Genomic DNA, 17,392 nt, shown 5'->3' with positions numbered 1-17,392 from the left:
CTATAGTTCAGGGCACCATGCAGAGGGCCAGCCCATGACCGAGCAACACGACGACCGCCGACGCTTCAAACGCATCGCCTTCGATGCCCGGACCGAACTCAGCCAAGGCACCCACCGCTGGCCGGTACGGCTGCTGGATCTTTCACTGAAGGGCCTGCTGATCGAGCGCCCCGATCCGTGGCTGGGCGACCCGGCGCGCCCCTTCGAGGCCGACATTCACCTGAGCTCCGACGCCGATGTGCGCATGGACGTACAACTGGCCCATGACAATAAGGGCCAACTGGGCTTCGTCTGCCTGCACATCGGCCTGGAGTCCATCGAGCACCTCAGGCGCCTGATCGAGTTGAACCTGGGAGACCCCGAGGAGCTTGAGCGCGAGCTCGGGGCCTTGATCGATATCTGATGGCCTTTCAGGGAAACAGCGCGGGCTCGGGAAACTCGCTTTCCGTGTCCCAGTAACCCGCCTGCTGGCGCGTGGCGACGGTCCACTGGCCGTCGGCATAACGGAAGGTGCGATAGGTGGTAACGAACTCTTCGTTCTCCATCGATGAAGCGGACGACACCTGCTGGATGCTTTCCGTGCCGCCACCAACGGACGGTACGATCTGCCAGGCCGCCTTGCCGGTCTGGGCAAACAGCAGCGGCTGCTTCTCCGCGCCCTCCCCCTGGCACAGCACCGGGTCCAACTGATTCTGTTCCGGCATCAGCACTTGGGTGGCCGGGCCGCTGTAGCTGCCCATGGGAGCGGTCTGGTCGATGGTCAGGAAAAACGCCGGGGACGGCAGGCCGTTCAGCGGTGCCTTTTCCACGGTGGCCATCGGGTAGCCCAGGGACTTCTGCGCCAGTACCTCGCCGCTATCGGACACCAGGCGCGCCTGGGCTCCCAACGGCGCGCTCGGCTGATCCCCCTCCGGCTCGGCAAAGCTGTCGGCGTCCAGGCCATTGCCCCAGCTATCGGCATGCAACTGGGGGGTGATGCGCACATCCTCCAGCACCTCCAGCACCGAACCGTCGCCCACCAGCACCTGCTGGGCAATCCGATAGCCTTCCGGCACCTCGGCCGGCTGTGCCAGGGCCAGGCCGCAATAGCCCAGCAACCCCCAACCCAACACCCGCCCCCTGAATCCGCTCATGGCCATATCACCTGCTTCCTTTCAAAAAAGACCTGCATGCTTACTCGAAAAGTGCATCCAGCGCCTGCTCCAGGCGGGTCACGGCAATGATCTTCAAGCCCGGCGGCGCCTCTTTCGGCGCGTTGCCCTTGGGCACGATAGCTCGCTTGAAGCCGTGCTTGGCCGCTTCCTTCAAGCGCTCCTGACCGCTGGGCACCGGGCGCACCTCACCCGACAGGCCGACTTCGCCAAACACCAGCAGGTCATGGGGCAACGGACGGTTGCGCAGGCTCGACATCACGGCGGCCATCAACGCCAGGTCGGAGGCGGTTTCCAGCACCTTGACCCCGCCCACCACGTTGAGGAACACATCCTGATCGTGGGTGGGGATGCCGCCATGGCGATGCAGCACCGCCAGCAGCATGGCCAGGCGGTTCTGGTCCAGGCCCAGGGTCACCCGGCGCGGGTTGGCCAGGTGGCTGTCATCCACCAGCGCCTGGACCTCCACCAGCATCGGCCGGGTGCCTTCCCAGGTGGCCATCACCACGCTGCCCGGAACCTCTTCCTGGGCACGAGTCAGGAAAATCGCCGAAGGATTGGAGACCTCCTTCAATCCGCGGTCAGTCATGCCGAATACACCCAGCTCATTCACCGCACCGAAACGGTTCTTCACCGCCCGCAGCAAGCGCAGGCGCCCGTCGGATTCGCCTTCGAAATACAGCACGGTGTCCACCATGTGCTCCAGCACCCGCGGCCCGGCCAGGGCGCCTTCCTTGGTCACGTGGCCGACGAGGAAGATCGCCGTGCCGCTCTGCTTGGCGTAGCGCACCAGCAAGGCCGCGCTCTCGCGCACCTGGGACACGCCGCCCGGGGCCGACTGCAGTTGTTCGGTGAAAATCGTCTGGATCGAGTCGATCACCATGACCTTGGGTTTTTCAACCCGGGCCGTGGCGATGATGGTTTCGATGCAGGTCTCGGTCATCACCCGCAGTTGGTCCTGGGGCAGGCCCAGGCGCCGGGCGCGCATCGCCACCTGCTGCTGGGATTCCTCACCGGTGACATACAGCGCCGGCATGCGCGTGGCGATATTGCACAGGGTCTGCAGCAGGATGGTCGACTTGCCGATCCCCGGATCACCACCGATCAGCACCACCGAACCGTCCACCAGGCCGCCGCCCAGTACCCGATCGAGTTCACCGGAAGCGGTGGAGAAACGCGGAATTTCCTCGACGCTGACTTCCGCCAGGGTCTTGATCTGCGCCTGCTGCCCGGCCCAGCCGGTGCGCCCGGCAGGTGCCGCCGCGCCGCCGCTTTCGATCATGGTCTCGGTCAGGGTGTTCCAGGCCCCGCACTCACCGCACTGCCCGGCCCATTTGGGAAAGGTGGAGCCGCACTCGGTGCAGCCGTACATGCGCTTGGCCTTGGCCATCTGAACCCCCGGCAAAAACCGCGATGATAGCTCAGCTGGCGCGGATCAGCGCGGTGCGGCGGTACGTATCTGCCCGCTGGCCAGGCGCGTGGCGCTATTGCCCAGAGGATCCTCGGCATTCAGGTCGGCGCCCTTGGCGGCCAGGGCGTCAAGCAATTCGACCCGCTTGAACAACCCGGCGTACATGGCGGCGGTCTGCCCGGCGCCATTGCGCTGGTCGGGGCTGCAATCGGCGGCCAGCAGGCGCCGGGCGATCTGCACCTCGCCCTTGAAGATCGCCCCCATCAAGGCCGTGTTGCCACGCTTGTCCTGGGCGCAGGCGTTGGCCCCAGCGGCCAGCAGGCGCTCCACCGCCGGGCCCTGGCCATGATAGGCCGCGAGGATCAGCGCGGTGTAGCCCTTTTCATCCTGGGTATCGAGGGAATAGCCGGCCGCGATAAAGGTGTCGAGCATTTCCACATCGCCACGGCGGGCGGCATCGAAATAGTAGTTTTCCAGCTGGACCTTGACCGCCACCGGGTCGGCGGCGACCGCTGCTTCGGCCGTAGGCTGCGCGTAGGCGGCAAACGACCAGGCCACTGACAGCAGCGCTATAAAAAGACGCATGGCGCGACTCCTCTGTCGGAAAAAGACGTCACGCCCGGGCGGGCGTGACGGGTAAGGCTCGCTCGATCAGTCGCTCAACTTCGCCGCCAGGGCCTTGACTCGGGCCAGGTCGCCCTTGGCCACCTTGGTCACCCCAGTGCCGTATTCCGGGTCGGCCTTGTAAAGGAACGACAGCATGATGTGCTTGCTCTCATCATCAGTGGTGGCCAGGGAGCCGCCGAAGCTGTCGATCAGGTCCTGGCGTTCCTTCTTGCTGAAGGAGCGGTACAGGTCACCGGCCTGCTTGAAGTTCTGCTCGCGCTGGATCTTCGCCTGCTGGGTGCTGCCCGCCAGCGCCATCTGGCTGTAGCGCGCGGTCTGCGGCTCTTCGCGTGGCATCAGGCGGCTTGGCTGGTAGTTGACCCCCGTGCTGCTGTGGCCCAGGTTCATCGCGCCGTCCTGGTTGCCGTTGTTCACCGGGTTCTTCGGCGCGTTGATCGGCAGTTGCAGGGCATTGGCGCCGATGCGGTACATCTGGGTATCGGCATAGGAGAACACCCGGCCTTGCAGCAGGCGGTCTTCCGACGGTTCGATGCCCGGCACCAGATTGGCCGGTGCCATGGCCACTTGCTCGGTTTCCTGGAAGACGTTGGCCGGATTGCGGTTCAACACCATTTGCCCGACTTTGCGCTCGGGCACACCGGGCCAGATCTTGGTAGCGTCCAGCGGGTCGAAATCAAACTTGGCCAGGTCTTCGGGTTTCAATACCTGGACATACAAGTCCCACTTGGGAAAGTCCCCTTTATTAATGTGGGTTACCAAGTCATTAGTCATATGGCTGTAATCGCGGCCCTGTACCTCCACCACTTGTTTCGGGTCGAGATTCTTCAGACCCTGCAGGCTCTTCCAGTGGAACTTCACGTAGTGCACTTCGCCCTTGGCGTTGATCAACTTGTAGGCATGCACACCATTACCGTCCATTTCCCGGTAACTGGCCGGAGTGCCGGAGTTGGAATACAGCTCGGTCAGAGTACGGGTGGCTTCTGGAACATGGGAGAAGAAGTCGAAACGCCGCGAGTCATCGTCGAGATTGGTGCGCGGATCGGGTTTGAACGCATGCACCATGTCCGGGAACTTGATGGCATCACGAATGAAGAAGGTCGGGAAGTTGTTGCCCACCAGGTCCCAGTTACCGTCCGCGGTATAGAACTTGGTGGCGAAGCCCCGTGGATCGCGCAAGGTTTCCGGGGAGTGGTTGCCATGCACCACCGCCGAGAAACGCACGAATACCGGGGTCACTTCGCCGGCGGCAAACACCTTGGCACGGGTCAGGTCCGTGAGGTTGTCGGTTACCGTGAAAGTACCGTGGGCACCCGTGCCACGGGCATGCACCACACGCTCTGGAATGCGCTCGCGGTCGAACCGCTGGAGTTTCTGAATCAACTGCACGTCTTGCAACAGCACCGGGCCGGTGGCGCCCGCAGTCTGCGAATTCTGGTTGTCGCCCACTGCCGCACCGTTGTCGCGGGTCAGCGTGGCGGCCTGTACGGAAAGGGAAAGCATACTGGCGGCAAGCACGCCCAGTACGCGTCGCTGGGAAAGACTCCCAAGGCCAAGAGAAGCGGTCATGTTGTATTCCTCTAGTTATATAAGGCGCATCTCGATGCGCCTGCTAGAGGCTAGTGACTAAATATTTGAAAGATAAATAGAAAGGCCGTAACCGTTCGATTGACAGAATGTACTGGTTATATCGTGGGGCGCGGGGTATATCGCGCGCGATTTGATGGCACTTTGAATAAACTATTTGCCTCTTTATCGGTCGATAACCCCGCGAGCTGTAAAAAGTTGTTTCGGCAAAATGCTTTTTGCTGAATTACACTGCCGTAACCAACCTCATCTGTAGCAAGGAATAACCTATGGGCGTGCTAAGTGAATTCAAGGCCTTCGCGGTCAAAGGTAATGTGGTCGATATGGCCGTCGGTATCATCATCGGCGCCGCGTTCGGCAAGATCGTCTCGTCCTTTGTTGGCGACGTGGTCATGCCGCCAATCGGCCTGCTGATCGGTGGGGTGAACTTCGGGGATCTGGCGGTCACGCTCAAGGCGGCTGCGGGCGATACGCCGGCAGTGGTCTTGGCGTACGGCAAGTTCATCCAGAGCATCATCGACTTCGTGATCATTGCCTTCGCCATCTTCATGGGGGTCAAGGTGATCAACCGTCTCAAGCGCGAAGAGGCCGTGGCCCCGACGCTGCCGCCGGTGCCGACCAAGGAAGAAGAGCTGCTGGGGGAGATCCGCGATCTGCTCAAGGCTCAGAACAACAAGCCCTGAGGCTGATCCCGCAATACGACAACGGCGCCCTGATGGCGCCGTTTTCATTACCAGTAGTTTTCCACCGCCACCTGCCCCGGTCGCCGGGTCAGGCTCAGGCTCATGCCCCGCTGCTTGAGCAGGGCGCGGGTGTCATCGATCATCTGCGGGTTGCCGCAGAGCATCACCCGGGAGTGCTCGGGGCTCAGCTCCACGCCGGCGGCACGCTCCAGCTCACCGTTCTCGATCAACTGGGTGATGCGCCCATTGAGGCTGCCCGGGTGCTGCTCGCGGGTCACGGTACTGATGAACTGCAACTTATGGGCGAACTCCGCCAGGTACTCACGTTGCGGCAACTCGGCAAGCAACTGCTGATAAGCCAGCTCCTTGGCCTCGCGCACGCTGTAGACCAGGATGATGCGTTCGAATTTTTCCCACACCTCGAAGTCCTGGAGGATCGACAGGAACGGCGCAATCCCGGTGCCGGTGGATAGCAACCAGAGGTCGCGACCATCGACGAAACGGTCCAGGGTCAGGTAGCCAAAGGCCTGGCGATCCACCAGCAGGCTGTCCCCCACTTCCAGGCGGCTCAGCTCGCTGGTGAACTCGCCGCCGGGCACCACGATGGAAAAGAACTCGAGAAACTCATCGAACGGCGACGACACCATGGAATAGGCGCGCCACACCGTACTGCCGTCGGCCTTGGTCACCCCGAGGCGAGCGAACTGCCCGGCACGAAAGCGAAAACCCGCATCCCGGGTGGTGCGCAGGGTGAACAGGCTGGAGGTCAAGGGCTGGACCTCGAGCAGGGTCTGGCGGGTGTACTTTTCTTCACTGGCAGTCATGACAGGCTCCACAAAACCGATGCGCTAGTGTCCCGCAAAGCGCCGCGCAGAAACACCGGCGGTTTGTAGTGGCATAGAGCGCGGGCAATCAGCGATAAAAAAACGTACCATTTAGCCCCGCTTCGAACAGCCCGCACTGCCGCTGTCCGAGGGTTCCCGTGCGCTCGACAGCCCCCACCGCCGGGACATTCACCGATTACCTAGAGTCCGCCCCATGCCCCTGCTTGCAAGCCCCTTCGCCCAGCTCGACCTGATCCGCCAGCCCGAACAGCAGAACGAGCCACTGCAAGCCTTCGACGCGGCGGACGAATACCTGCTCAATCACCTGGCCGAACAACAAGCGGCCAGCGACACCCGGGTGCTGGTGCTCAACGACAGCTTCGGCGCCCTGGCCGCGAGCCTGCTGGGCAAGGTCCAGGTCAGCAGCAGTGGCGACTCCTACCTGGGCGCCCTGGCCCTGGAAAAAAACCTGGTGCGCAACGGGCTGCCCTTCGACGCCGTGCGCGTGGTGCCAGCCAGCGAGCCCCTGGCCGGCCCCTTCGACCGGGTGCTGATCCGCGTCCCCAAGACCCTGGCCCTGCTGGAAGAGCAACTGATCCGCCTGCAAGGGCAACTGGCCCCCGGCGCCCAGGTGGTGGCGGCGGCGATGGTCAAGCACCTGCCCCGCGCCGCCGGTGATTTGCTGGAGCGCTACATCGGCCCGGTCCAGGCCTCGCTGGCGGTGAAAAAGGCTCGGCTGCTGATTGCCACGCCGCAAGACAAGCAGCCCGTCGTGTCGCCCTACCCGACCCGCTATCGCCTGGAACAGCCGGCCATCGAGCTGCTCAACCACGCCAACGTGTTCTGCCGCGAAGGCCTGGACATCGGCACTCGCGCCTTCCTCCCGCACCTGCCGCAGAACCTCGGCAGCGCCCGGGTCGCGGACCTGGGCTGCGGCAACGGCGTACTTGCCATTGCCAGCGCCCTGGACAACCCCCAGGCCCATTACACCCTGGTGGACGAATCCTTCATGGCGGTGCAATCGGCCCGGGAGAACTGGAAGGCCGTGCTGGGCGAGCGCGAAGCCGAAATGCGAGCCGGCGACGGCCTGGCCGGCCAGGCAGCGCAATCCCTGGAGGTGGTGCTGTGCAACCCGCCGTTCCACCAGCAGCAGGTGGTGGGCGACTTCCTCGCCTGGCGCATGTTCCAGCAGGCCCGGGAGGCCCTGGTGGTAGGGGGCGCACTGTACATCGTCGGCAACCGCCACCTGGGCTACCACAGCAAGCTGGCGCGGCTGTTCCGCGGCGTCGAGCAAGTGGCGGCAACCCCCAAGTTCGTCATTCTCAAGGCCCGCAAGTAAGGGCTCGCCAGAACACAGCGGCCTTTTCGACAGGCAAAAAAAACCCTCCACCAAGGGAGGGTTGAAACCGAGCCGCAAGGCAACGGGATGGGATGATCAGTGGGTGGTCAGGCCTGCGGCATTCATGAATATGCGCATCAGGCTGGCGACCACGAACAGGGCCAGGACACTGCCGCCCCAGATCATTGCCAGCCAACCCAGGCGCTGCCACAGCGGCTTCTTTTCCGCCTGTTCGATTTCCTGCAAAGAGTGTTTACCGCTCATGACCTCAACTCCTGCCTAACCCGGATTCCCGTAGGAGCTGGCGTGCCAGCGAAAGCGACCGCAAGCTCGGCACAAGGCACGAAGGCCTCTTCGCCGGCAAGCCGGCTCCTACCTAGTGATAACCGTCTTCGTGGGTGACCTTGCCGCGGAACACGTAGTAGCTCCAGAAGGTATAACCCAGGATGAACGGGATGATGAACAAGGTGCCCACCAGCATGAAGCCCTGGCTCTGCGGCGGCGCGGCGGCGTCCCAGATGGAGATCGACGGTGGCACTATGTTCGGCCACAGGCTGATGCCCAGGCCGCTGTAGCCGAGGAAGATCAGCACCAGGGTCAGCAGGAACGGCGTGTAGTGGGCGTTGCGGGCCACGGCGCGGAGCAGGCCGTACATGGTCACCAGCACCAGGATCGGCACCGGTAGGAACCAGAACAGGTTCGGCAGGGTGAACCAGCGCGCGGCAATCTCGGCGTGGGCCAGGGGCGTCCAGATACTGACGACGCCGATCACCGCCAGCACCACGTAGGCCAGGGGCCGCGCCAGGTCATGCATCTGCAGTTGCAGCTTGCCTTCGGTCTTCATGATCAGCCAGGTGCAACCGAGCAAGGCATAGGCCACCACCAGCGCCAGGCCGCAGAACAGGGTAAAGGGGGTCAGCCAGTCCAGGGAACCGCCGGCGAACTGGCGGTTGACCACCGGCAGCCCATCGATGAATGCCCCCAGGGCCACGCCCTGGAAGAAGGTCGCCGCCACCGAGCCGCCGATGAAGGCCTTGTCCCAGATGTGGCGCTTGTCTTCCTTGGCCTTGAAGCGGAACTCGAAGGCCACGCCGCGGAAGATCAGGCCCACCAGCATCAGGATCAGCGGCAGGTAGAGTGCCGAGAGCACCACCGAGTAGGCCAGCGGGAAGGCGCCGAACAACGCCGCGCCCCCCAGTACCAGCCAGGTTTCGTTGCCGTCCCAGACAGGCGCGACGGTGTTCATCATTACGTCACGGTCGCGGTCGTCCTTGACGAACGGGAAGAGAATCCCGATCCCCAGGTCGAAGCCGTCCATGACCACGTACATCATGATGCCGAAGATGATAATCACGGCCCAGAGCAGCGGAAGATCAATACCCATGACTCAGTTCCCCTTGTTCAGGCGGGTGCCGTGGTCGGCGTCGTGGTCATCGTCGGCTGCGGACAGCGGACGGGCCGGGGTGCGTTTCTGGCCGGGGCCACCGTGGCTGGTTTCGGCACCTTCGTTGGTAACCGGGCCTTTGCGCACCAGGCGCATCATGTAGCCGATACCCACGCCGAACAGCGAGAAGTACACCACCACGAACAGCGCCAGGGTGATGCTCATCTGCACAAAGCTGTGGCCGGAAGAGGCATCCGCCGTGCGCATCAGGCCATAGACCACCCACGGCTGGCGGCCGATCTCGGTGGTGAACCAGCCGGCCAGGATCGCGATCAACCCGGATGGGCCCATCCACAACGCCAGGTACAGGAACGGGCGCGAGGTGTAGAGGGTGTCGCGTTTGCGCAGCCAGAGGCTCCACAGGCCGGTGAAGATCATCAGCATGCCCAGGCCGACCATGATCCGGAACGACCAGAAGACGATGGTCGAGTTGGGCCGGTCCTCGGGTGGGAACTCCTTGAGCGCCGGCACCTGCTTGTCCAGCGAGTGGGTGAGGATCAGGCTGCCCAGGTAGGGGATTTCCACCGCGAACCGGGTCTTCTCGGCCTTCATGTCCGGCCAGCCGAAGAGGATCAGCGGAGTCGGCTCGTTACCGACATTTTCCCAGTGACCTTCGATGGCGGCGATTTTCGCCGGCTGGTGCTTGAGGGTATTGAGCCCGTGGAAGTCACCGATCACCGCCTGCACCGGCGCCACGATCAGGGCCATCCACATGGCCATGGAGAGCATGCGACGAATGGCCGGGTTGTCCCGCCCGCGCAGCAAGTGCCAGGCTGCGGACGAACCGACGAAGAACGCCGTGGCGACGAACGCCGCTACAGCCATGTGCGCCAGGCGGTAGGGGAATGACGGGTTGAAGATCACCGCCAGCCAATCCACCGGGATCACCTGGCCATTGACGATTTCATAGCCTTGCGGGGTCTGCATCCAGCTGTTGGACGAGAGGATCCAGAATGTCGAGATCAGGGTGCCGATGGCCACCATCACCGTGGAGAAGAAGTGCAGCTTGCGCCCGACCTTGTTCCAGCCGAACAGCATCACCCCGAGGAAACCGGCTTCCAGGAAGAAGGCCGTGAGCACTTCATAGGTGAGCAAGGGGCCGGTGACGGACCCAGCAAAGTCCGAGAAGCGGCTCCAGTTGGTGCCGAACTGGTAGGCCATCACCAGGCCGGAGACCACGCCCATGCCGAAGTTGACGGCAAAGATCTTCGACCAGAAGTGGTAGAGATCGCGGTAGGTGTCGTCGCGGGTCTTCAGCCAGAGGCCTTCGAGTACCGCCAGGTAGCTCGCCAGGCCGATGGTGATCGCCGGGAACAGGATATGGAACGAGATGGTGAACGCGAACTGAATTCGGGCGAGATCAAGAGCCTCTAAACCGAACATAAGCTTTCCTCTATCAGGTAATACCGGCTGCCGGCCAGAGGCCTGCACCCACTGCCCCCACGGATATGGAGTGCGGCGAATTCGGATTCGTTCTTTTTTAAACCATCGCTACGCAGGGAGTCTGGCACTTGGGCCACCACATCAGCCTTTGCAAAAAGGTTTTGATCTGGATCAAGCAACGTTGAAAGAGTAGTCCTAATTTCGCCATGCAACTCTGTGGTTATTTGCCGCGTGACAGCTTGCCTCACCCTCTCAAGCCCGGGGTTTTCCCGGCTTTTCCCACACAAAACGCCTGTAGCCGCTGCTGAGCCTGCGAAGCTGCGAAAGGCCGGGCCGCGTTCGGTACGCAGGGCCTTGGCTGGCAACTTCCCGTCGAACCTGCGGCGTATTCAATATCCCGGCGTCTCCTCCGGAGCCGTTCGCAGCCTGCGGCAGCGACTACAGGATTCGCGACCAGGTGTTCGAGCGAAAAACAAGATAGATGCGCGGCTAACGAATTTTCCCCGAGCCGCAACTATTGGTTACATCTTGGTGATAATCTCGTGGCACTCCCCGCTCAGATCTACCGCCCGATGCCCAGCCAAGACCCTCTGCTGCTCCGTCACCATCGTCCGTTCATCGCGTTCTGGCTGGCGCGGATCTTTACCGCCAGCGGCTTCCAGATGCTCACCGTGGCCATTGGCTGGAACCTCTACCAACTGACCGGCAATGTGCTGGACCTGGGTCTGGTGGGGCTGGTGGAATTCGCCCCGCGGGTGCTGTTCATGCTGCACACCGGGCATGTGGCCGACCGCTACGACCGGCGCCGGGTGGCGGCTATCTGCCAGTCGCTGCAAGCCCTGATCGCCCTGGCCCTGGCCGTCGGCAGCCTGACCGACAGCGTCACCCGGGAAATGATCTTCATTCTGGCCTTCCTGCTCGGCGGCGCCCGCTCCTTCGAAATGCCCACCACCCAGGCCCTGCTGCCGAGCATCGTGCCCGCGGCGCTGTTTCCCCGGGCGGTGGCCGCCGCGCAATCGGCGCAGCAGTCGGCGACCATCGTCGCCCCGGCCCTGGGCGGTTTGCTGTACGCCTTCGGCAGCGTCTGGGTCTACGGCCCCACCGTGGTCCTGTACCTGATCGCCTGCCTGCTGATGCTCAACCTGCCGGCCCGGCAGACCCCGTTGAACAAGGGCAAGGCCACCCTCGATTCGCTGCTGGCGGGCATCCGCTTCATCCGCAGCCGCCCGGACATCCTCGGGGCCATTTCCCTGGACCTGTTCGCCGTGCTGCTGGGCGGCGCCACCGCGCTGCTGCCGGTGTTCGCCAAGGACATCCTGCTCACCGGCCCCTGGGGCCTGGGGCTGCTGCGTTCGGCGCCAGCGGTGGGGGCCTTGCTGATGTCCCTGTGGCTTGCGCGTTTTAGCGTCGAGCGCAAGGTCGGGCGAGTGATGTTCACCGCGGTCGGGGTGTTTGGCGTGGCCACCATCGCCTTCGGCCTCTCGACCTCGTTCTGGTTTTCCCTGGCGGTGCTGGTGGTGCTAGGGGCGGCGGACATGATCAGCATGGTGATCCGCGCCTCTTTCGTGCAACTGGAAACCCCGGACGAAATGCGCGGCCGGGTCAGCGCGGTGAACGGCCTGTTCATCGGCGCGTCGAATCAGTTGGGGGAGTTCGAATCCGGGCTGACCGCCCACTGGTTCGGCACAGTGCCGGCGGTGGTTCTGGGCGGGGTCGGCACGCTGCTGGTGACCGGCGTCTGGATCAAGCTGTTCCCGACCCTGGCCCAGCGTGACCGGATGATCGAACGGGTCGAGCAATCCAAGGCCTGAAGCCGCGCCGGGCTGGCGCGGCCAGGTTCAAGCCTCAGTGGCTGGGCTGAGCTTCAGCAGCGGCTCGCCATTTCGCCGCCTCCAGCAGGTCGCAACCATCCTGGGTCAGGACATAGAGCACGTCGATGATGTGCGGGATGTCCTTCACATCGCCATGGCTGAAGTTCAGGCAGCAGAGGGTTTCCAGCAGATTGGCAGCCGTGCGCATGCGTTGCTCGGCGGCTTCGTGCAGCGCCTCAGGGGAGGCGTTGGCGTTGATAAAAAATACTCCTGGCCGGCTTATGTTGGATTTAAGCGGCACATAGTGGGCAGCAGTTTTCGGGGTATTCATCATTAGATCCTTCTTTATGAATGACCGCCCCAATCGTGACCAAACGATGGGTGGCGGACTGTGCACAGGTTGGTCAACCGGGAAGAAGGCACCCGGCACACCCGAAGGTGTCCCGCGCACAGCCCACCATTAAGCGTGCGGACACGAAAAAGTGCCTGCAAACCAGGGTGGCGCGTGCGCCTTCTAATTTCGGGTGACCAAACCCGGCCGCTGAATTGGCAGCGACGGCGCGAACTATAGGGGTGATGGGACGGGCGGTGCAAGAAGCGGCTGGTTAGCCTTTGTTACCCGTTCACAAGCCCCGTGCCCGACTCCTTGCCGAACCGAGCTGCGACAGAGAAACGCCCCGTGGGGGGCCTCGTAACAGGTTGTTGATCATTCTCTGCAATACAAAACCGCTACGAAGCGTGTAAGGTATCGCCTTACACTCGCACCCCATGATCAAGTCCTTTCAGCACAAAGGCCTGCGCGCCTTCTATGAAACCGGATCGACTCGTGGAATACGGGCCGAGCATGCACGCCGGTTGGCCCGCCAACTGTCGTTCATGGATCACGCCAGCGAACCGGCAGACCTCAATCTGCCGGGCTGGCGGCTGCACCCGCTCAGGGGCGACCTGCTTGGCTACTGGTCCCTGGTAGTGTCCGGCAACTGGCGAGTGATCTTTCGTTTCGTAGGTTCGGATATCGAGCTGGTGGATTATCTGGACTACCACTGAACAGGAGGCAGGATCATGCCCATCCACAACCCGCCCCACCCCGGTGACACCCTGCGCCTGGATATCTTGCCCGAACTGGGCATCAGCGTGACGGAGCTCGCGCGGCATATCGGCTACGCCCGCCCGCACCTGTCCAAGGTGTTGAACGGCCATGCGCCGATCCGTGCGGAACTGGCGGTCAAGCTGGAACGCGCCGGAATCGGCAAGGCCAAGGTCTGGCTGGCGGTACAGGCCGATTACGACATCTGGCACACAGAGCAGGAACTGCAACCGCTGATCGAGCCCATCGCGGCCCATGGCGACTGAGCCCTAGACCAGCAACTCCGCCGCCACCTTGGCGCGCTTACCGCGACCGCACAGCGCTTCCACCAAGGCCAGGACAAACGCCAGGGCCGCGGCGGAGCCCTGGGCGGTGATGCAGTTACCGTCCACCACCACCGGCTGGTCGACAAAGGTGCAGCCCAGCAGATGATGGCTGGCGCTGGGCAGGCAGGTCATGCGCCGCTGGCGCAGCACGCCATACGCCTGCAAGGCCAGGGCCGGGGCTTCGGCGATGCCGGCGAACAGGCGCCCCGCTGCGGCCTGATCCTTGACCAATTGCTGCAGCGGTTGATGGGCCGCCAGGTGCTGGGCGCCCACCGCGCCGCCGGGCAATACGATCAGGTCGAAGCGTTGGGCCAGCACGTCCACCAGCATGGCGTCGGCGGTCAAGCGGGTGCCCCGGGCGCAGGTGAGCATGCGCCGGCCTTCGACGCTGGCGGCCAGCACTTCGACTTCGGCACGGCGCAATACGTCGATCAGGGTCACGCTTTGCAGGTCGTCGATGCCTTCGGCAAGGGTGACCAGGGCTCTGAAGGTCATGGGGATGACTCCGCGTGGAGGTCTTTAGAGCTTAGTCAGCTTTGCCGGCTGCCGTTCAGGGCGCCGTCACTTGATGTAGATCTGCGCGCCCAGGCTGTTGCCCGGGGCGTTGAGCGAGGTGTTGCGAAAGCTGAAGGTGCCCTCCTGCTTGCCCGCCAGGTCGAAGACATAGACATAGCCGACGGTAGTCCCCGAGTTGCCGCAGGGCACATAGCTGGAGCCGTCCTCGCACACCGGCGAACGGGTGCCATCGACCTCGAAGCCGTCCAGGGTCACATGGGGCTCGCGACCGTAGCCGATCTCCAGCACGTAGACCTTGATGTTCGGGCCGTTGTGATCGCACTGGGTCCGTTCACGGCCGTCGGAGACATCCTCCAGGCCGCAGGAAGGTGACAGCACCTTGAGAATCTCCACCCGGCTCAGCGGCGGGGCCGAGCGCGCCATGGCCGGGGCCGCCAGCCAGCAGGCTGTCGCGCCGAGCAATGCCAGGGCTGTCATTTTCACTGTGCTGCGCATAAATCCCCCCTAAAACCAGGGCGCAGTATGCGCTACTTGCCAGCGCGGCAAAACATCGCCGACGATCGCAGCCATTGGCCCACGCTGCTGGTATGATGCGCGGCTTTTTCCGACCCAGAGCAAATCCGCAGGCACCTTATAAAGTCTGTGCTTTGCTGTTGGAGTCGATACATTCACGGCGCCCGGCGGCGCCACGGGGAGCAGACATGCTGGAAAGGCTGTTTCAACTCAAGGCACACAACACCAACGTGCGCACCGAGATTCTTGCGGGCGTGACCACCTTCCTGGCCATGGCCTACATCCTTTTCGTCAACCCGAGCATTCTCGGCGAGACGGGCATGGACAAGGGCGCGATCTTCGTTGCCACCTGCCTGGCGGCGGCCATCGGTTCCACCGTCATGGGCCTGATCGCCAACTACCCGATCGCCCTGGCACCGGGCATGGGCCTGAACGCCTTCTTCACCTACACCGTGGTCCTGCACATGGGCCACACCTGGCAGGTAGCCCTGGGGGCGGTATTCATCTCGGCGGTGCTGTTTTTCATACTGTCGATCTTCAAGATCCGCGAATGGATCATCAACAGCATCCCCCTGCCCCTGCGCTCGGCCATTGCCGCCGGTATCGGCCTGTTCCTGGCGCTGATCGCCCTGCATAACGCCCAGATCGTCGTGGGCAACGAGTCGACCCTGGTCGGCCTTGGCGACCTGAGCAAACCGGCCCCTATCCTCGCAGCCCTGGGTTTTGCCCTGATCGTGGCCCTGGAAGCCCTGAAAGTGCGCGGCGCGGTGCTGATCGGCATTCTCGCGGTGACCGTCGTCTCCATTCTCATGGGCGTCACCCCGTTCGGCGGCGTGACCTCGATGCCACCGTCCCTGGCCCCGACCTTCCTGCAACTGGACATCAAGGGCGCCCTGGATATCGGCCTGATCAGCGTGATCTTCGCCTTCCTGTTCGTCGATCTGTTCGACAACTCCGGCACCCTGATCGGCGTCGCCAAGCGCGCCGGCCTGATGGGCAAGGACGGCCACATGCCGAAAATGGGCCGGGCGCTGATCGCCGACAGCACCGCCGCCATGGCCGGTTCCTTGCTGGGCACCTCGACCACCACCAGCTACATCGAATCCGCGGCGGGCGTGAGCGCCGGCGGCCGCACCGGCCTGACCGCCATCGTGGTGGCGATCATGTTCCTGCTGGCGCTGTTCTTCTCGCCACTGGCAGCCAGCGTACCCGCCTTCGCCACCGCACCGGCCCTGCTGTTCGTCGCTGTGCTGATGACCTCGGGCCTGGCAGAAATCGACTGGGAAGACATCACCGTCGCCGCTCCCGTGGTCGTCACCGCCCTGGCCATGCCGTTCACCTACTCCATCGCCAACGGCATCGCCTTCGGCTTCATCGCCTGGACCGTGATCAAACTGCTGTCGGGCCGTGCCCGTGAGCTGAACGCGCCCCTGGTGATCCTGTCGATCCTGTTCGTGATCAAGCTCGGTTACCCCGCATGACTTTTGACGCCGCAAGCTACACCACCCAGTTGAATGACAAGGTCGCGCGCTTGCGCGACCTGCTGGCCCCCTTCGATGCGCCCGAGCCCCAGGTCTTCGACTCGCCCCTGCAGAACTTCCGCCTGCGGGCAGAGTTCCGCCTGTGGCGCGAGGCCGGGGAACGGCACTACGCGATGTTCTCCCAGGACGACAAGCGCACGCCGATCCTCATCGAGGAGTTCCCCATCGCCAGCCAGCGCATCAACCAGTTGATGCCCCGGCTCAAGGCCGCCTGGCAAGCCAGCGCGCCCCTGAGCCACAAGCTGTTCCAGGTGGAGTTCCTCACCACCCTGGCCGGCGACGCGATGATCACCCTGTGCTACCACCGCCCGCTGGACGAGCACTGGCACAAGGCCGCGAGCCAATTGGCCGCCGACCTCAAGGTCAGCGTGATCGGCCGTTCCAAGGGCAAGCGCGAAGTCATCGGCCAGGACTACGTAGTGGAAAAGCTCGAAGTCGGCGGGCGTACCTTCAGCTACCGCCAGCCCGAAGGCGCCTTCACCCAGCCCAACGGCACGGTGAACCAGAAGATGCTCAACTGGGCCCATGAAGCCCTGGGCGAGCGCCAGGACGACCTGCTGGAACTGTACTGCGGCAACGGCAACTTCACCCTGCCCCTGGCCACCCGGGTGCGCAAGGTGCTGGCCACCGAGATCAGCAAGACCTCGGTGAATGCGGCCTTGAGCAACCTCAGCGAAAACGCTGTGGATAACGTCACCCTGGTGCGCTTGTCGGCCGAAGAGCTGACCGAAGCCCTGAACGAAGTTCGGCCGTTCCGACGCCTGCAGGGCGTGGACCTCAAGAGCTACGAATTCGGCAGCGTGTTCGTCGACCCGCCCCGGGCCGGCATGGACCCGGACACCTGCGAACTGACCCGGCGCTTCGACAACATCCTGTACATCTCCTGCAACCCGGAGACCCTGGCGGCCAACATCGCCCAGCTGCAAGACAGCCACCGCATCACCCGCTGCGCGCTGTTCGACCAGTTCCCCTGGACCCACCACATGGAATCCGGAGTCTTGCTGACCCGCCGCTGATTTGCCCCGCTCCCCAACGGCCATCCTCGAGACGGCCGTTGTCATTCCGCAGCCCTCCGCCTCCGTAGGAGCGGGCTTGCCGGCGAAGAGGCCCTGAGCCTTGCGCTGTTCAGACGGGCGCCTTCGCTGGCAAGCC

At 63.5% G+C, this 17,392-nt stretch carries 19 protein-coding genes; 8 read left to right on the top strand and 11 right to left on the bottom strand.

Annotated features, from left to right (window positions below; genetic code table 11):
* Positions 1-34: 34 nt before the first annotated feature.
* Entirely contained in the window at positions 35-403 is a 369-nt protein-coding gene (locus F6S12_RS16500) for a PilZ domain-containing protein (RefSeq protein WP_011063578.1), read from the top strand.
* Positions 404-410: 7 nt separating this feature from the next.
* On the opposite strand, the gene F6S12_RS16495 is transcribed toward F6S12_RS16500, so the two are convergent.
* The 4 genes from F6S12_RS16495 to katB all read right to left on the bottom strand — a co-directional run bounded on the left by F6S12_RS16495 (position 411) and on the right by katB (position 4,755).
* Positions 411-1,139: a hypothetical protein gene (locus tag F6S12_RS16495; RefSeq protein WP_409999843.1), complete on the bottom strand. Its 729-nt coding sequence runs from the start codon at positions 1,137-1,139 to the stop codon at positions 411-413.
* Between the two features lie 34 nt (positions 1,140-1,173).
* Positions 1,174-2,541 carry a DNA repair protein RadA gene (gene radA / locus F6S12_RS16490; protein WP_011063580.1) on the bottom strand — a complete coding sequence of 456 codons (1,368 nt, stop codon included), beginning with the start codon at positions 2,539-2,541 and terminating at the stop codon, positions 1,174-1,176.
* Positions 2,542-2,586: 45 nt separating this feature from the next.
* Entirely contained in the window at positions 2,587-3,147 is a 561-nt protein-coding gene (locus tag F6S12_RS16485; protein ID WP_053153992.1) for an ankyrin repeat domain-containing protein, read from the bottom strand.
* A gap of 66 nt (positions 3,148-3,213) precedes the next feature.
* Positions 3,214-4,755, bottom strand: coding sequence for a catalase KatB (gene katB, locus F6S12_RS16480; RefSeq protein ID WP_053160119.1), 1,542 nt, complete (start codon positions 4,753-4,755; stop codon positions 3,214-3,216).
* Positions 4,756-5,042: 287 nt separating this feature from the next.
* On the opposite strand from katB, the gene mscL reads away from it, so the two are divergent.
* Positions 5,043-5,456: a large-conductance mechanosensitive channel protein MscL gene (mscL, locus tag F6S12_RS16475; RefSeq protein WP_011063583.1), complete on the top strand. Its 414-nt coding sequence runs from the start codon at positions 5,043-5,045 to the stop codon at positions 5,454-5,456.
* Positions 5,457-5,503: 47 nt separating this feature from the next.
* On the opposite strand, the gene F6S12_RS16470 is transcribed toward mscL, so the two are convergent.
* Positions 5,504-6,280 (bottom strand): ferredoxin--NADP reductase, encoded by a 777-nt coding sequence (locus F6S12_RS16470; protein ID WP_152686458.1) that lies wholly within the window; start codon positions 6,278-6,280, stop codon positions 5,504-5,506.
* A 214-nt stretch (positions 6,281-6,494) separates the two neighbouring features.
* Between F6S12_RS16470 and F6S12_RS16465 the strand changes: the two genes are divergently transcribed.
* A complete protein-coding gene (locus F6S12_RS16465) occupies positions 6,495-7,619 on the top strand; it encodes a methyltransferase (protein WP_152686459.1) in 1,125 nt (374 codons plus the stop codon).
* 96 nt (positions 7,620-7,715) lie between these two features.
* On the opposite strand, the gene F6S12_RS16460 is transcribed toward F6S12_RS16465, so the two are convergent.
* From F6S12_RS16460 to F6S12_RS16450, 3 genes are all read right to left on the bottom strand, one after another.
* Positions 7,716-7,883 (bottom strand): DUF2474 domain-containing protein, encoded by a 168-nt coding sequence (locus tag F6S12_RS16460; protein ID WP_152686460.1) that lies wholly within the window; start codon positions 7,881-7,883, stop codon positions 7,716-7,718.
* A gap of 112 nt (positions 7,884-7,995) precedes the next feature.
* Positions 7,996-9,003, bottom strand: a complete 1,008-nt coding sequence (gene cydB / locus F6S12_RS16455) for a cytochrome d ubiquinol oxidase subunit II (RefSeq protein ID WP_011063587.1) — start codon at positions 9,001-9,003, stop codon at positions 7,996-7,998.
* Positions 9,004-9,006: 3 nt separating this feature from the next.
* The gene (locus tag F6S12_RS16450; protein WP_011063588.1) at positions 9,007-10,446 is read right to left on the bottom strand and encodes a cytochrome ubiquinol oxidase subunit I; all 1,440 of its coding nucleotides are present in this window, start codon (positions 10,444-10,446) and stop codon (positions 9,007-9,009) included.
* Between the two features lie 572 nt (positions 10,447-11,018).
* Here F6S12_RS16450 and F6S12_RS16445 point away from each other — a divergent pair.
* Complete coding sequence (locus tag F6S12_RS16445; RefSeq protein ID WP_161466736.1) at positions 11,019-12,257, top strand: MFS transporter; 1,239 nt, start codon at positions 11,019-11,021, stop codon at positions 12,255-12,257.
* 34 nt (positions 12,258-12,291) lie between these two features.
* On the opposite strand, the gene F6S12_RS16440 is transcribed toward F6S12_RS16445, so the two are convergent.
* Positions 12,292-12,588, bottom strand: a complete 297-nt coding sequence (locus F6S12_RS16440; protein ID WP_174395150.1) for a hypothetical protein — start codon at positions 12,586-12,588, stop codon at positions 12,292-12,294.
* Between the two features lie 437 nt (positions 12,589-13,025).
* Here F6S12_RS16440 and F6S12_RS16435 point away from each other — a divergent pair, with 437 nt between their 5' ends.
* Both F6S12_RS16435 and F6S12_RS16430 read left to right on the top strand, forming a co-directional pair.
* Positions 13,026-13,304 carry a type II toxin-antitoxin system RelE/ParE family toxin gene (locus F6S12_RS16435; RefSeq protein ID WP_011063591.1) on the top strand — a complete coding sequence of 93 codons (279 nt, stop codon included), beginning with the start codon at positions 13,026-13,028 and terminating at the stop codon, positions 13,302-13,304.
* Positions 13,305-13,319: 15 nt separating this feature from the next.
* Positions 13,320-13,610 (top strand): HigA family addiction module antitoxin, encoded by a 291-nt coding sequence (locus tag F6S12_RS16430; protein ID WP_125062930.1) that lies wholly within the window; start codon positions 13,320-13,322, stop codon positions 13,608-13,610.
* 3 nt (positions 13,611-13,613) lie between these two features.
* Here the strand turns inward: F6S12_RS16430 and F6S12_RS16425 are convergent, their stop codons facing one another.
* Entirely contained in the window at positions 13,614-14,165 is a 552-nt protein-coding gene (locus tag F6S12_RS16425; RefSeq protein WP_152686462.1) for a DJ-1 family glyoxalase III, read from the bottom strand.
* Between the two features lie 66 nt (positions 14,166-14,231).
* Positions 14,232-14,681: a DUF4879 domain-containing protein gene (locus F6S12_RS16420; RefSeq protein ID WP_015637117.1), complete on the bottom strand. Its 450-nt coding sequence runs from the start codon at positions 14,679-14,681 to the stop codon at positions 14,232-14,234.
* Between the two features lie 206 nt (positions 14,682-14,887).
* Between F6S12_RS16420 and F6S12_RS16415 the strand changes: the two genes are divergently transcribed.
* The gene (locus F6S12_RS16415) at positions 14,888-16,180 is read left to right on the top strand and encodes an NCS2 family permease (protein ID WP_077934816.1); all 1,293 of its coding nucleotides are present in this window, start codon (positions 14,888-14,890) and stop codon (positions 16,178-16,180) included.
* On the top strand, positions 16,177-17,256 hold the full coding sequence (gene trmA / locus F6S12_RS16410; protein ID WP_265577537.1) for a tRNA (uridine(54)-C5)-methyltransferase TrmA: 1,080 nt from the start codon (positions 16,177-16,179) through the stop codon (positions 17,254-17,256). Before F6S12_RS16415 ends, trmA begins: the two co-directional genes overlap by 4 nt.
* Positions 17,257-17,392 lie beyond the last annotated feature (136 nt).

It is taken from the genome of Pseudomonas sp. JV245A (assembly GCF_032424515.1).
Taxonomy (GTDB): domain Bacteria; phylum Pseudomonadota; class Gammaproteobacteria; order Pseudomonadales; family Pseudomonadaceae; genus Aquipseudomonas; species Aquipseudomonas protegens.
This window is presented reverse-complemented; position numbering and strand designations above follow the sequence as displayed.

What these genes read in the sequence shown, in the direction of transcription:
- F6S12_RS16500 (WP_011063578.1), top strand. Translation starts at nt 35, where the DNA reads ATGACCGAGCAACACGACGACCGCCGACGCTTCAAACGCATCGCCTTC.
- F6S12_RS16495 (WP_409999843.1), bottom strand. Translation starts at nt 1,139, where the DNA reads ATGGCCATGAGCGGATTCAGGGGGCGGGTGTTGGGTTGGGGGTTGCTG.
- radA (WP_011063580.1), bottom strand. Translation starts at nt 2,541, where the DNA reads ATGGCCAAGGCCAAGCGCATGTACGGCTGCACCGAGTGCGGCTCCACC.
- F6S12_RS16485 (WP_053153992.1), bottom strand. Translation starts at nt 3,147, where the DNA reads ATGCGTCTTTTTATAGCGCTGCTGTCAGTGGCCTGGTCGTTTGCCGCC.
- katB (WP_053160119.1), bottom strand. Translation starts at nt 4,755, where the DNA reads ATGACCGCTTCTCTTGGCCTTGGGAGTCTTTCCCAGCGACGCGTACTG.
- mscL (WP_011063583.1), top strand. Translation starts at nt 5,043, where the DNA reads ATGGGCGTGCTAAGTGAATTCAAGGCCTTCGCGGTCAAAGGTAATGTG.
- F6S12_RS16470 (WP_152686458.1), bottom strand. Translation starts at nt 6,280, where the DNA reads ATGACTGCCAGTGAAGAAAAGTACACCCGCCAGACCCTGCTCGAGGTC.
- F6S12_RS16465 (WP_152686459.1), top strand. Translation starts at nt 6,495, where the DNA reads ATGCCCCTGCTTGCAAGCCCCTTCGCCCAGCTCGACCTGATCCGCCAG.
- F6S12_RS16460 (WP_152686460.1), bottom strand. Translation starts at nt 7,883, where the DNA reads ATGAGCGGTAAACACTCTTTGCAGGAAATCGAACAGGCGGAAAAGAAG.
- cydB (WP_011063587.1), bottom strand. Translation starts at nt 9,003, where the DNA reads ATGGGTATTGATCTTCCGCTGCTCTGGGCCGTGATTATCATCTTCGGC.
- F6S12_RS16450 (WP_011063588.1), bottom strand. Translation starts at nt 10,446, where the DNA reads ATGTTCGGTTTAGAGGCTCTTGATCTCGCCCGAATTCAGTTCGCGTTC.
- F6S12_RS16445 (WP_161466736.1), top strand. Translation starts at nt 11,019, where the DNA reads ATGCCCAGCCAAGACCCTCTGCTGCTCCGTCACCATCGTCCGTTCATC.
- F6S12_RS16440 (WP_174395150.1), bottom strand. Translation starts at nt 12,588, where the DNA reads ATGAATACCCCGAAAACTGCTGCCCACTATGTGCCGCTTAAATCCAAC.
- F6S12_RS16435 (WP_011063591.1), top strand. Translation starts at nt 13,026, where the DNA reads ATGATCAAGTCCTTTCAGCACAAAGGCCTGCGCGCCTTCTATGAAACC.
- F6S12_RS16430 (WP_125062930.1), top strand. Translation starts at nt 13,320, where the DNA reads ATGCCCATCCACAACCCGCCCCACCCCGGTGACACCCTGCGCCTGGAT.
- F6S12_RS16425 (WP_152686462.1), bottom strand. Translation starts at nt 14,165, where the DNA reads ATGACCTTCAGAGCCCTGGTCACCCTTGCCGAAGGCATCGACGACCTG.
- F6S12_RS16420 (WP_015637117.1), bottom strand. Translation starts at nt 14,681, where the DNA reads ATGCGCAGCACAGTGAAAATGACAGCCCTGGCATTGCTCGGCGCGACA.
- F6S12_RS16415 (WP_077934816.1), top strand. Translation starts at nt 14,888, where the DNA reads ATGCTGGAAAGGCTGTTTCAACTCAAGGCACACAACACCAACGTGCGC.
- trmA (WP_265577537.1), top strand. Translation starts at nt 16,177, where the DNA reads ATGACTTTTGACGCCGCAAGCTACACCACCCAGTTGAATGACAAGGTC.